Source organism: Flavobacterium sasangense DSM 21067, assembly GCF_000686885.1.
Lineage (GTDB): Bacteria > Bacteroidota > Bacteroidia > Flavobacteriales > Flavobacteriaceae > Flavobacterium > Flavobacterium sasangense.
In genome coordinates this window covers 63079-76026 of the sequence record NZ_JMLU01000006.1, presented here as the reverse complement: position 1 = coordinate 76026, position 12948 = coordinate 63079, and the positions used below count along the sequence as shown (strand labels likewise).

Below are 12948 nucleotides of genomic sequence, written 5' to 3'. Positions count from 1 at the left end.
ATATGAAACTCTTCTTAGAAGTTAGCTCTGTTATCTTTGATCTCTGCTTTATCTTTTAAAGCTGTGTATGCTTTAGAGATAGCGTATGATTGATTTTGAGTTCTATCTTGAGTAATGTAAGTTGTGTAACTTGGTACTTCAGGTGCTTTAGTTACAGCTTTAGCTCTTACCATAAACATACCTGAGTTTCCTTCAATAACTTCAGAAGTTTTACCTGCAGCTAATCCAAAAGCTTTACCTACAACTTTAGGTTCATTGCCGATGTTAGGAATAACTGGCATTTTTAATGAAACTCCCATAGCAGGTTGAACAGAAGCTCCAGAAGCTTTTGCAACTGCTTCTAAAGAAGCACCACTCATTTTTTTCTTAATAATTTCAGCTTTTTTCTGATTTTTAATGATTGGTTCAACTTGTTGTTTTGCTATGTCAATTGGTAATAAACCACTTTCGTTTTTGTCTTTTAATTTTGCAATAACAAAACCTTGAGGAACTTCAAAACGTCTAACATCACCAATTTCTGTATCTTTATTGAATGACCATCTGATGATTTCTCTTTGAGAACCCACTCCTTGAACGTACTCGTCGAATCCTTTTAAGTTGGTAGCTGGTATTACTTCTAATCCTGCTTTTTTAGCTAAAGCTGCAAAATCTGTATTTTCATTAGCATCAGCTTCTAATTGACTTGCTTTTGTGTAAATAGCGTCAATAGTTGTCTCAGATGGTTGAATTTTTTGAGCTACAGTCCCCATTAGAACGGCATCATATTTATCGGTAACTTTGATTACGTGGAAACCAAAATCAGTTTCAACAACACCGATAGAGCCTACAGGATTATTGAATACGAAGTCATTAAATTTAGGTACCATTTGTCCTGGAGTGATATTGTCATATTCACCACCATTATTTTTAGATCCTGGATCGTCTGAGTTTGTCATTGCTAACATAGCAAAGTTTCCTGGATTTGCTTTTGCTTGAGCTAATAAGTCATTTGCTAAAGCTTGAGCTTCTTCTTTTGTTCTGGTTGCAGTAGATTGAGGAGCTCCTTTGTAAGCTAATAAAATATGACTAGCTTTAGCGCTAGCATTTCCTTTTTTAGCAATCATTCTAGAAATACATTGGTGTCCGTTGAAAACGTATGGTCCATAAACACCTCCAACAGGTAAATTGAATAATGCTTCTTGGTAATCAAGAGGTAAATCTTTTTTCGCTAAATAAGTAGAATCAAATTTAATATCTGAATTGGCATTTACAAATTCTCCAACATTTGCAACTGAGTCAAATTTTACTTTAACATCACCAATTGAAGATAACATTGCTTGTTCGTCTTCTTTTGATGGTTTGTTTTCTACTAAAACGAAATCAATACTTGTTGTATTTTCAGATTTGTATTTTTTAGGAGATTTTTTCATAAAGTCGATAATCTCAGCATCAGTAACTTTAACTTGATCATCATTTACAGTTGAAAAAGCAACAGTTACATATTCGAAATCTACTTTGTCGTTTTCTAATTTGTATTGGAATTTACCTTCTGCTTTGGTAGTGTAAACACCAGATTTTATCATAGTGTTGTACATTTGCTCTACAGCATATCTTTCAACATTTTTTTCAAACGCTTTCCATTCTATCCATTGAGATTGGTCTGGAGCATTTTTGATTCCCTTCAAAAATTCTTTGAATTTATTTTCGTCAAATTGACCAGCAGCATTCAAAAATTGAGGATTTTGAGCTAAGTTAGGATTTTGTTTGATAACGTTAATTAATTGTTCGCTACCAATTTTTAAACCTAATTTATCGAATTCTTCTGTAAGGATAATTCTTCTAACTTCTTGTTCCCAAGCGCTATTCATTGCTTGAGTAGTGCTAGTGCCTTGACCTTGTTTTTCAATGTTTGAAACATTTTGCATAAATTCTTGTGCTTCAATGTCTGTTCCGTTAACCGAACCTACATTGTTAGCTCCTGCGCTAAATGTGCCACTTTGAATTACATCTGCTAATACAAATGAAAACAATGCTAAAGCAATGATAATAATTAGGAAGAATGAACGTTGTCTAATTTTAGATAAAACTGCCATTTTTATTTGTGTTTAATTTTTTTCAGAGGGCGAAAATACAATTATCTATTTAATAATAAAATAGTAAAGTCATATTTTACTTCAAATTTTTAAAGATTTTTATCTTTTTTCTTCTTTTACCGAAAAACGAACCAATTCTATTTTTTTATTACTTGCCGAATGGATGATAATTTCAAAATTCTCGATTATGATTTTTTCTTCATTTGTTGGAATTTCCTTTGTGTGATTTACAATGTAACCGCCTAAAGTTGTGTACGAATCCGATTCTGGAATTTGTAAGTTGTACTTTTCATTTAAGAATTCAACTTCTAGTCGGGCAGAGAACAAATATGTGTTTTCTTCTATGATTTCGTCTATTAATTCTTCGTCTAAATCATGTTCGTCTTCAATTTCTCCAAAAAGTTGCTCGATAATATCTTCCACGGTTATGATTCCAGATGTTCCGCCGTATTCATCTAAAACTACTGCAATACTTTTTCTCTTTTTGGTTAGTAAATCTAAAGCATCTTTAATGTAAATTGTTTCTGGAATATATTCAACGGGAATCATTATACTTTTGATGGTTTTTGGTTTTTTAAACAGTTCAAATGAATGCACATAGCCTAAAATATCATCAATAGAATTTTGGTAAATAAGTAATTTTGAGTAGCCTGTTTTAATAAAATTTTCTTTAAGTTCAGCAACCGAATCTAATATATCAACACCGCTAATCTCGGTTCTCGGCGTCATAATATCTCTTGCTTTCAAATCGGAAAACTCAAGTGCATTTTGGAATATTTGAATTTCGGAATCGATTTCATTGTCTTGCGAAACATTGTTCATTTGTTCCGTAATATAGTTTTCTAATTCTACTTTGCTGAAATATTCTTTTACTTGATCGCCTGGTGTTTTAAAAAAGGTTCTTAAGATAATGTCTGAAATCCAAATGATAAATTTTGTTGGCCAAAAGAATAATTGATAAAAGAAATAACTTGGAACGGCAAAAAACTTAATAAAAGAATTGGCATAAATTTGAAAGAAAACTTTTGGTAGAAATTCTGCTGTTAATAAAATGATTGCAGTAGAAATTAACGTTTGAAGCAGTAATCCAATAAATGCTGTAAATTCAAAAAAGCCTTCTAACCAATTGATGATTAAATCTCCAGAATAAATACCATATACTACTAATACTACATTGTTTCCAAGGAGCATTGAAGTTATAAACTGTGAAGGTTTTTCTGTAAGTTTATTGAGGATAGAGGCATTAAAGTTTTGTTGTCTTTTCTCAATAGATAAATATACTTTGTTTGAAGAAACATAAGCGATTTCCATTCCAGAAAAGAAAGCCGAAAGTAGTAAGCAAATTACAATAATGGCTATCTCCATTTAATGTTTATTTTTTTTGGTATTTGTTGTGAAAATGTCTTCTAAAGAAAAACATTCCTACTGAAACACCAGCAATAATTAAACTTAAACCTATGTCACTTAATTCTTTTCCTTCTTGATATTTTCTAAAAGCATCGTATAGAAAGAAAACTGCAAAAATTAAATAGATATATTGGATAAATTTTAAGTATGTCATGGTAAATTAATTTTATCAAATGTAATAAAAAGGAGATTGAAAAACAATTATTTGTCAGTAGTGTTTACTTCGCCACTACTTTGTTGCATGTTAAAAATTTTAAAGTCTTTGCTGAAATCAACACCAGGTCCTTCTAAATAACCTCCTGCTTCGTCTGTGTATTTAAAGTGTTTTTCTGTAAAAAACCATTCGTTTTTTTGATCAAAATACAATTGAGAAGTTTCTAGTTTTTTACCATTTTGAGAGCTAATAATTACATTGCCTTGAAGATCAATGATATTCGTTTTTTTGTAGGAAATGGCGTAGTTTGCAACAACGGTGGTAGTATTTCCTTTATTATCAATTAATGTAACATGGATGCCTTTTGGGAACTCTGTAAATGGATTTGTGATGTTACTGTAATCTAACATTTTTGGACTTTTTAAAATAGATTTAATTTGTCCAGAATCGGTATACTTTAAATTGATGGTGTCGGCTTCTCCAGTAGGTATAAAACTTGTTTCACTAAGTTGTTGTACTTTTTTGATGTCGCTTTCACATGAAAAAAACATAGTCACGATAAAAATCGTGACCATGTTTAGAATATTATTTTTAATGAATAACTTCATTTTACAAATTTGGAACTACAATACTTTCTCCAACCCAACAGTTAAAGGCAACTCTTTGTCCAGCTTTTCCAGATTGGAAAATTTCTGTTTTAGATGGAGCAGCGGCTCTATAACTTGCAGCTGTTTTACTTGCAGTTGCTTTGATTGATGAATCAACTGCTCCTGCTTTATCACAGTATTGAGCAGCTAACCAGTACATAGCTCTTTTTTCAAATTGGTCATTTCCGCAATCATTGATGCTGCTTCCATAAAGTTGAGCAATCAATAAATAGGCTTTACCGAAAGATGGTTTTACAGATAATGCTTTTCTTGCATAAGTACGAGCTTGCACTTTGTTTGATTTGCTATACATTACTGCAATTCTGTAATATACATTTGCTTTTTTAGTATTGTCAGTAAATAAGTTAGCAGCTTGATTAAAATAATCTAAAGCTTTAGTAGTGTTTTTTCTTTGAATTTCCACTACACCTAACTGATACGCAGCGTCAGCACTCGGATTTAATTTATAAAGCGCTTCAGATATTTTTGAGAATATTGGGTCAGAATCACATCCTTTTACATCTAAACGATTTGCGGCTCTTTTTAACCACTCTTCATTCGTTTTGTTTAACTCAAATCCTTTTTGGTAAAATGGAATAAGTTTTTCACAAGTAGATAATTCTAGAACAATATTGTCCATGTCATTTCTAACATTTCCAAAAATTTCTAAACTGTTTTCAATTCTGGTTTTTCTAGCTTTCTCTTTGTCTGTTAAAGCTTGCCCAGCTTCTTCTTTTGTTAAAAAGCTATCATTTTCTTCAGATAATTCTTTTTCTTCCTCATCAAGTTTTTTTGAAATATCGTCATATTTATCAAATACTTGTTGTAATTCTACACCTTTGTTGGCTTTGTGGTTGTTTACTAAAATTTCGAAATAAACATACATCGCTTTTGCATACTTAAAGTTTGCATAGTCAGTTTTGAATGCAACATCTAATAATTGAAATACTTCATCAGTTGTTCCGACTTTGTTTTCAAACAAAACTAAACCTTTTTTCATTTTATTTCCAGCGCCATTTCCAGGAAAATATTGATCGTGCTCATCATATAATTTTAATAAATCACGAACGTATTTTTCTTTATCTTGTGGTGTTGTTGCTTTTTCAATTTTCATTTTAATAGCTAATTCACCATAAGAGTAAATGCTTTTATGGAAAGACGGGCAGTCTTTTCTTAAAGTTGTTAAATAATCATAACTTGCTACATCTTTCGCTTTTACTGAAGTAGCCATTAAGCTTAAAGTTTCAGTACAAGCTTCAGTGTTTTGTGCTTGAACAAAAAAACTAGCTGCTGCTATAAATAGTAAAGTTAATTTCGTTTTCATTTTTTGGGTGCTATAATTGTTAATTTATTTCTCTTTTTCTAAACCATAAATCATTTAACGATAATCCAATGTTAAGGTTAAAATAATTCTCTTGAACTAAGCCTTGTGATGTGGTTCCTTTTTTTCCAAATTCAAAGCCTAAATTAATTTTTGATAATCCAACTGGTAATCCTATTCCAAAAGTCATGCCATAATCGTTTATGCTTTCATTTCTTATAACAAGACCCGTGTTTTCATATCTAAAACCTGCTCTATAAATTACTCTACTGAAATAATTAGAGAAGGAATCGTGTTTAGGTACAAAATATCCACCTAAAGAGATTCTTGTTGAATTTTCAAAGGTTGCATTGTTAATGTCTTTAAATCGATTTCTTAACTTGCTGTTTTCTTGAAATGATATTTCTGCTCCTAAAAACCACTTTTTATCCATACCAATTCCACTACCAAAAGTGTATTTTGCTGGTATTTTCATTTTTTGATCTTCTACAGGTATATCTTGGGTTGGTAAACTAATTATTTCACCTCCATAAATATTATAAAATATTGTAGCAATATTTCTTGAGTTTTCTGAAACTAAAGTAGCTTCAGGACTGTAAACAAAAGAAGAATTAAGTTTTAATTTTTGAGATAAATTTCTTGAATAATAAACCCCTGTGTTAAATGAAAAGCCATTTATGTTGGAATTATTCTTTTCTCGTGTTCTAAGTTGTAGTTCGACAGGTGCATAAATAGTTTCAATAAATTGTGTTTCTACTACTCCAAAATTATAATTAATATTGAAACCGAAACTTAGTTTTTTATTTATTGCATAAGATGAGCCTATAAATAAGCGATTGATGTTTCCATTTCCTGTAGAAATTTTCGTTCTATCTGTGTTATCTACATCATTGTGAGAGTTGCTTTCGATTTTGTAACCCACGGCTGAATAAGGCATTAGTCCAAAAGAAACGCCAAATTTCTTAATTGGTAAGCCAACAGCTAAATAATTTAGATTAGTACGCTTAGCTTTTTCACTATTTCCGTTTGTTTCAAAAGTAGAAAAAGTTGAAGTAGATCCAATTGCGAAAGTACTAAACTTTATTTTTGAGTAAGAAGCTGGATTTAACAAATTGAAATGAATACTATCTGCAACAATTCCAATGCCTCCCATTGATCTAGCGTCTTCTGTACCTTTAAATTTAATTTCGCCAAGACCATAATAAGAATAAGGTGAAGCAGTATTTTCCTGACTCCATGAAACTATCGAAAATAATATACTAGCAAATACTATAAGTTTTTTAATCATTTTTTTCTGTGTATAGTGATAATAAGTTCAAACTCTCTAGTAAGAAATTTGAATTGGCAAATATGGTGCTTTTTAATCTTTTAGCCAAAAATTCTGCGTCTCCTCCTGTTAAAATTATTGTTAAATCTTGATTTTTAAGAGAATATTGTGAAATAAACCCTTCAATTTCAAAGAGAACTCCGTTAATTACACCGCTATGAATGGCACTTTTTGTACTATTTCCAATGATATCAAAATCTTCACTTAAAGATAATAACGGCAATTTTGAAGTGTAATTGTTTAAACTCTTGTATCTAATTTTAATTCCTGGAGATATTGCACCTCCTAAATATTGGTCTTCAGAATTTACAAAATCATAAGTAATACAGGTTCCGGCATCAATAATTAATCTATTTTGATTAGGATGCATCAAGGTAGCGCCAGCGGCTAAAACCATTCGATCTATTCCTAAAGTTTCGGGAGTCGAATATAAATTAGTGAAAGGAAACTTCGATTTGTGTGTGATTATTTCTGTTTCAAACTGGCTTTTGATAAAATTCACCATGTCTTCATCTAGTTTTCCGACCGAAGAAAGTATGATTTTTTGAAGATTAGAATATTTTTTAAAAATATTTTTAAAATTTTTTAGCGCTTCATTTGTTTCAAAAATAAAAAAGTCAACTTGCTTATTGTGTTCAAATACAGCAACTTTAATTCTTGAATTTCCAACATCGATTGTTAAAAGCATGGTTTTGTTTTATGAGGTGCAAATATACAAATTGATTTTTTTTATTATTTGTTTTGGAAAATATAAAAATCGTTCTATATTTGCACCCGCAATCAACAAGCAGTAATGCTCTAAATTGTAAAGGTACCTTAGCTCAGATGGTAGAGCAATGGACTGAAAATCCATGTGTCCCTGGTTCGATCCCTGGAGGTACCACACCATAAAACGTCTTAACTAATTGTAAATCAATGTGTTAAGACGTTTTTGTTTTTAGTAGTGTAAAACATTGTGTAAAACAATTTTCGATTTATTTTCAAAATTGGTAAATACGATTATATACATTGAAACCTTCTTTCAGGTCATATCAGCAGTAAAAAATCCACTTTTTTCAAAACCTCAACTTTATTCATAATATATATTTTATGGATTGAAACGATTTATTCGATTGTTTCAACTTTCAAAAAATAAAGTATATAATGAAAAAAAGAAAACACCTTCAAACGAACTTCTTTAAGTTTATTATTGAGAAATACAATAAAGAACTCCAAGACGAATTGAATGACGAGGAAACAAATGTTTCGGATGACGAACTTATTGACGACATCGACAATATCGAAGCTCCCGAAGAACCTAAAAGAAAATTAAAAGAGGATGACGATTTAGATCTTGACGAATTGATTGAGGAATACAACAAACTCTCCGAAAAATATAAGAATTTGAAAAATGATTATTCACTTTATAGCCGAAGATAAAAAACTTTATGATGTTGAAACCATTACAAGAATCCTAAATGTTTCAAAGTCAAAAGTTCAAAGAGAACTAAAAAAGCAACAACCGGAAATCATAAAATATAAGAATCTGTTTTTATATCCGGAAACTACTTTATTTGAGTTGATGGAAGTTATATTGATTGAAAAATTAAACAAGCAAAATGATTGACTGGAACAAGGTTCGGGATTATCAAGGTAAGATACAGATATACAAAGACAAATTGAATATCGAAAAAGATTTTAAGAAACGAGAAAAGTTAAAATTGAAAATTAAGATTGAGGAATTAAAAGCAAAAATTGAAAAACTAAATTAAAAAATGAGTTCTCACACTCTGGAATAAAAGTGAATCGAAAGCAATAAAAAGCAACACCAATAATTCAGTTTAGGACGGATGTTTTTATCCGTTCTTGGTTGAATTATATATAAAGTTAAAATTGATAATGGTTCTCCTTAAAAAGAATAACGCTCCCAAAACAACCCAAATGATCGAGGACGATATAAGATATAGTTTTTCCAAAATAACCTCCCAAAACGACCCTATTTACTCCATAACCATAAACAACACAGGTTGCAAAACCACCGAAGAGTTGAGGTTCATTTTAACCAATAAATTTTTCAACCGAATTTTCAAGGATTATAAAAACTCATTTGAAAAATTAAATTATCTTTTTGTTATTGAATATCCAACCAAGGTTTCTATGGGAAATCAAATCCCCGATAGTTGTGAGGTTCATACTCATATTGTTTTGGAAACCACCATTACACCTCAACATTTAGAATATTATATCCAAACCACATTTAGAAAACCCGACATTCATATTGAGGACATCACCAAGAGAAATGACAAAAACAATTTTGTAAATTACTTACTCAAACAAAAGGATTTATTTACCATTGACAATTACAACTACAAAATAAGGATGTAAAAAAGGGTTTAACAAAATTGCTAAACCCTTTTAAACCTTGTTGTAATTTCTATTACACATAACCAAAAGATTAAAATTAATCTATTACACTATCTTCCAAGTTGTTCCGTGGTTTTTTAATTTACTCACGTTAAACTTTACTTTTAATCTTCCTTTGTTTATTAAATCCTCAACATACACCGCATCAAAAAAATCGCATTTGTGATTTTTTTGGCTTAATTTGTTTGCTACTGAATTAATACTCCAGCAATCAAACAACATTGTTTGTCCGTCTAATGATACTGATAAATTTATCAGACCATTTTTAACCACTAGTTGTAAATCATATCCGTTATACTTAACAGATTTGTTCCCCGAGATAAATCTCGTTTTAAAAGTTCTTACCCCACCTTCAATAATCCCCAAGTTGTTTTTAAGATTATTGATATACCCGTTTTTTGTTGTTTTGTCCGGTCCCATTATAAAGGACTTAACAACAATTAGACTTTCGTCTATTACTCTTTTTCGTTTTTTCATTCCTCCCGAAATAAAAATCTTTGGATAAGTAGTAAAACCGCCATCGAAAATTGATGCTCCATTCATTTTTTATAGTTATTAATTTATTTATTGTTTCACATTTTATTAAAGCATAGAAATCCACCCTCGCCAAAAGCAAGTTTTTTAATTTTTTATTTGTAAAACTTTGAATTTTAACCTCTAACAGAAATTAATAGAGGTGTGTTTCTGATTTCTTTTGCAAAGATATATTGCACTTTATAATAAAAAAAATCGAAAAAAATTTGGAAATAATCAATCCCAGAATTCATCAAACTTGGTTGAAATGTTAAAGTTTTATTAAGAAAAAACAAGTCCCGAATGACGGGACTTTTCAGTTTAATTTTTTTTCAAAACCTCATCAATTTTTTTGTTCCTAACAAACGATTTTAGTAATTGGTGTATACTATCATATTCATCAATAGAAAATGTAAGGACAGCGTCCAAAACATCAAAATAATAGATCACCTCCCAATTATTGACTAAATCATTTTCAATAGTTCCATTCTCGAAGTTGATTAATAGTTTTTGAGTATCACAATCTGTAAAGATTTTAAGGAGTTGTTGAGGTTTAATTGTTTTGCCTCTTTTGTTGATTTTATATTTGACCCTCATTTTGTATATATAAAAAAGGTTGTCCAAAAGACAACCCAATTTTGCGAAACGTCAAAATTAACCTTTCATTAATTATTATCTGAATAGAAAAAATGTGGAAATTCTTTTTCTAAATCTTTAATAACTTTATCAAACGTTGAAGGGTCTAAATCTTCCAACCTCCAGATATTAGCACTACCAAGTCTGTATCCAAAATCAGGTTCAGCATCAGGCATAGATTTCGGTCTGGATTCTTCATTGATATTTTCATCAGAATATTCATCTAACACAACTCCGTCTTTAATATGCCATGCAGCACTGATAGATTTTCCATAAATATCTGTTTTATATGATTTGATAACCTTACCATTTTTATATTCATCATATTTACTAATACATAAGCATCCACCGTAAGTATTTGTTGAAATATTAAAACCATTTAATTCTTTACCATTATCATAAGTCATTTCTTTAGTGATATAGTATTTACCATTTACTTTTTGCTTTGTCATTTCACTAATTAAATAACCATTTTTATATTCTCTTTTAAGAATAATAGTATCATTTTGATCTTTATCAGCGCAAATCCCTGTAAAATTTTTATTTATCAAACTACCTGATTCATCCATTAAACTATTGCAAGGACAATCTGCAACTTCCTCTGTTTTAGCTTCTGATTCTGATTTTGTTTCTCCATTTTTACCACCGCAAGAGATTGTAAAAATACCTAGCATTATTAATGATGCTACTACTAATTGTTTTTTCATAATTGTTTAGGTTTTATTTATTTGTTTAATATGTAAAAGGTGTGATAAACTGCTCCGTATTGACCATGGAAAACATTAATTATTTTCTTTTTGTCTTTTGAAATATAATATTGTTGAAAACCAAATTCTCCCTCTCGTCTATCATTGTCCCTTGTGTAAACATCATAATCTTTTCTTTTTTCAAGTATTAAATCCTCACACTCATCTTTAGATAAAACTTGTTGCATTTTATTAAGTTCTGATACAACAATTTTGGTATCTGTAATGCTAAAAGAGTAAAATCGGTATTGGCTTGATTTATCACAACTCAAATAATCATTAGTGTTTAAAAAATCATCCAAAGCCGAACATTCGTATTTGGTATAAAGTTTTAGGTTTGGATTTTTTTTAACTTGAGCAAAACTCATTGAAGTTAAAAGGACTAATAAAAATGATAATGTTATTTTTTTCATACAGATAAATTTAATTTTTAACAAAAGTTCTAACTGGTCTTACATATAATTCCCAAGTTTTTTCGGTATCCATAGCGTTTAGATATAGATTGTTGAAATATCTGAAATATGCTTTTTCATATAGATTATCCGATGACCAATAGCATTTACCCTCGGCAAAATTTCCTATTTTTGATCTATTCAAGTAAAGAAGTTTTAAGTCATTCATAGTAGGTAATCTCCAACCTTTTCCGAGATTCACACAAGCTATTTTTGCATCTTCCCAATTTAATTTTCCAATATCACGTGTCATTATTTCAAGGTGTTCAATAATCACCGTTCTACCTACATCATTTGGGGTTAATTTATCAACCATTGGATTGTGTCCATTTGTTTCTTCGACTCCTTGAAAAGCTCCTTCTTTATATTCATCACTCAATTCGGTATCGTTATTTTGAGCGTAAGTGTTTAAGGTTATAAGCAATATGATTGTATAAAAAAATGTTTTTTTCATTTTATTGAATTTTGATATTCTATTTCTAATTTCTGTTTAAAACACAAACTGCACTCTATATAATATTCATAACTTTCTTTTACTCTATTGAAAACTATTGGTGCATCCATTTCACACTTCATAAAGGATAAGTATTCGTATAGACTTCTTTTGGAAATTCCAATTTTATTAGCGAATTCTGATGGTTTTCCGGTTTGTTCTATACAAATTAAATCGTGTATCCTTATTATTACTTTTATATTCAATCAAGTAAAATTTATGCAATACTAGTTTAACACGGTGCGAATACCCTGCACTATGTTAATTTGCATTAACAAACTTAAAAAATAAATCGGTTGTATGCAATACATTTAATACAATCCCTTAAAACAAACGGATTGAAAGTAATTTTCCGATATGGAAAAAAGAGCAAGAAAATCGGAGGTAAATCAAGAAGTTATACTCCTTGGAAAAAGAATTGAAGAGTTGATTAAATCCAAAAAACTAAAGACCCGTGAAGTCGCTCACGATGCCGATATGGACGTGGAAAATTTAAGGAAGTATATTAAAGGAAAGCAAGAAATGAAGATTTCTACAATGTTAAAAATAACAAGAGCTTTGGGGGTTTCGGTTGCCGAGCTGTTTAATTTTGTTTAAGATATAAAACTTGTAATCTCGCTTATTTTTTTACTGATATATTCAAGGTCTCCAACATAACCCCAATTAGATTTGTTCTTTTCAAAACTATTTTGATGTTTTTCTAGTTTTTGATTTAATATCGTTAAATCCTTTTCGATCTTGGTTTTTAATTCGTAGTATTTTGTTGAGGTATCCATT

Annotated in this window: 16 protein-coding genes and 1 tRNA gene; 5 read left to right on the top strand and 12 right to left on the bottom strand. The window is 30.1% G+C overall.

What is annotated here, in order from left to right:
* Positions 1 to 14: 14 nt before the first annotated feature.
* From BP92_RS0106500 to BP92_RS0106470, 7 genes are all read right to left on the bottom strand, one after another.
* Positions 15 to 2072 (bottom strand): peptidylprolyl isomerase, encoded by a 2058-nt coding sequence (locus tag BP92_RS0106500; protein ID WP_026725317.1) that lies wholly within the window; start codon positions 2070 to 2072, stop codon positions 15 to 17.
* Positions 2073 to 2171: 99 nt separating this feature from the next.
* Complete coding sequence (locus BP92_RS0106495) at positions 2172 to 3437, bottom strand: hemolysin family protein (RefSeq protein ID WP_026725316.1); 1266 nt, start codon at positions 3435 to 3437, stop codon at positions 2172 to 2174.
* A 7-nt stretch (positions 3438 to 3444) separates the two neighbouring features.
* Positions 3445 to 3633 (bottom strand): hypothetical protein, encoded by a 189-nt coding sequence (locus tag BP92_RS0106490; RefSeq protein ID WP_026725315.1) that lies wholly within the window; start codon positions 3631 to 3633, stop codon positions 3445 to 3447.
* Between the two features lie 47 nt (positions 3634 to 3680).
* The gene (lptC, locus tag BP92_RS0106485) at positions 3681 to 4241 is read right to left on the bottom strand and encodes an LPS export ABC transporter periplasmic protein LptC (protein WP_026725314.1); all 561 of its coding nucleotides are present in this window, start codon (positions 4239 to 4241) and stop codon (positions 3681 to 3683) included.
* A 1-nt stretch (position 4242) separates the two neighbouring features.
* Positions 4243 to 5604 carry a tetratricopeptide repeat protein gene (locus BP92_RS0106480; RefSeq protein WP_026725313.1) on the bottom strand — a complete coding sequence of 454 codons (1362 nt, stop codon included), beginning with the start codon at positions 5602 to 5604 and terminating at the stop codon, positions 4243 to 4245.
* A gap of 19 nt (positions 5605 to 5623) precedes the next feature.
* Positions 5624 to 6889: a porin family protein gene (locus BP92_RS0106475; RefSeq protein WP_026725312.1), complete on the bottom strand. Its 1266-nt coding sequence runs from the start codon at positions 6887 to 6889 to the stop codon at positions 5624 to 5626.
* On the bottom strand, positions 6882 to 7616 hold the full coding sequence (locus BP92_RS0106470; protein ID WP_026725311.1) for a type III pantothenate kinase: 735 nt from the start codon (positions 7614 to 7616) through the stop codon (positions 6882 to 6884). Before BP92_RS0106470 ends, BP92_RS0106475 begins: the two co-directional genes overlap by 8 nt.
* A 122-nt stretch (positions 7617 to 7738) precedes the next feature.
* On the opposite strand from BP92_RS0106470, the gene BP92_RS0106465 reads away from it, so the two are divergent.
* The 4 genes from BP92_RS0106465 to BP92_RS17015 all read left to right on the top strand — a co-directional run bounded on the left by BP92_RS0106465 (position 7739) and on the right by BP92_RS17015 (position 9292).
* A tRNA-Phe gene (locus BP92_RS0106465) sits at positions 7739 to 7811 on the top strand.
* 260 nt (positions 7812 to 8071) lie between these two features.
* Positions 8072 to 8347 carry a hypothetical protein gene (locus tag BP92_RS0106460; protein ID WP_026725310.1) on the top strand — a complete coding sequence of 92 codons (276 nt, stop codon included), beginning with the start codon at positions 8072 to 8074 and terminating at the stop codon, positions 8345 to 8347.
* Positions 8348 to 8526: 179 nt separating this feature from the next.
* The gene (locus BP92_RS17090; protein WP_160169118.1) at positions 8527 to 8679 is read left to right on the top strand and encodes a hypothetical protein; all 153 of its coding nucleotides are present in this window, start codon (positions 8527 to 8529) and stop codon (positions 8677 to 8679) included.
* A 385-nt stretch (positions 8680 to 9064) separates the two neighbouring features.
* Positions 9065 to 9292 carry a hypothetical protein gene (locus tag BP92_RS17015; RefSeq protein WP_150111879.1) on the top strand — a complete coding sequence of 76 codons (228 nt, stop codon included), beginning with the start codon at positions 9065 to 9067 and terminating at the stop codon, positions 9290 to 9292.
* An 84-nt stretch (positions 9293 to 9376) separates the two neighbouring features.
* Here BP92_RS17015 and BP92_RS0106440 read toward each other — a convergent pair whose 3' ends face one another.
* The 4 genes from BP92_RS0106440 to BP92_RS16705 all read right to left on the bottom strand — a co-directional run bounded on the left by BP92_RS0106440 (position 9377) and on the right by BP92_RS16705 (position 12132).
* A complete protein-coding gene (locus tag BP92_RS0106440) occupies positions 9377 to 9874 on the bottom strand; it encodes a hypothetical protein (RefSeq protein ID WP_026725307.1) in 498 nt (165 codons plus the stop codon).
* Between the two features lie 635 nt (positions 9875 to 10509).
* Positions 10510 to 11187 (bottom strand): hypothetical protein, encoded by a 678-nt coding sequence (locus BP92_RS0106425; protein ID WP_026725305.1) that lies wholly within the window; start codon positions 11185 to 11187, stop codon positions 10510 to 10512.
* 17 nt (positions 11188 to 11204) lie between these two features.
* Complete coding sequence (locus BP92_RS0106420; RefSeq protein WP_026725304.1) at positions 11205 to 11639, bottom strand: hypothetical protein; 435 nt, start codon at positions 11637 to 11639, stop codon at positions 11205 to 11207.
* 10 nt (positions 11640 to 11649) lie between these two features.
* Positions 11650 to 12132: a DUF1566 domain-containing protein gene (locus tag BP92_RS16705; protein WP_051604410.1), complete on the bottom strand. Its 483-nt coding sequence runs from the start codon at positions 12130 to 12132 to the stop codon at positions 11650 to 11652.
* 396 nt (positions 12133 to 12528) lie between these two features.
* Between BP92_RS16705 and BP92_RS0106405 the strand changes: the two genes are divergently transcribed.
* Positions 12529 to 12768: a helix-turn-helix domain-containing protein gene (locus tag BP92_RS0106405; RefSeq protein WP_026725302.1), complete on the top strand. Its 240-nt coding sequence runs from the start codon at positions 12529 to 12531 to the stop codon at positions 12766 to 12768.
* Here BP92_RS0106405 and BP92_RS0106400 read toward each other — a convergent pair.
* A complete protein-coding gene (locus BP92_RS0106400) occupies positions 12765 to 12947 on the bottom strand; it encodes a hypothetical protein (RefSeq protein ID WP_026725301.1) in 183 nt (60 codons plus the stop codon). The genes BP92_RS0106405 and BP92_RS0106400 overlap by 4 nt on opposite strands.
* Position 12948 lies beyond the last annotated feature (1 nt).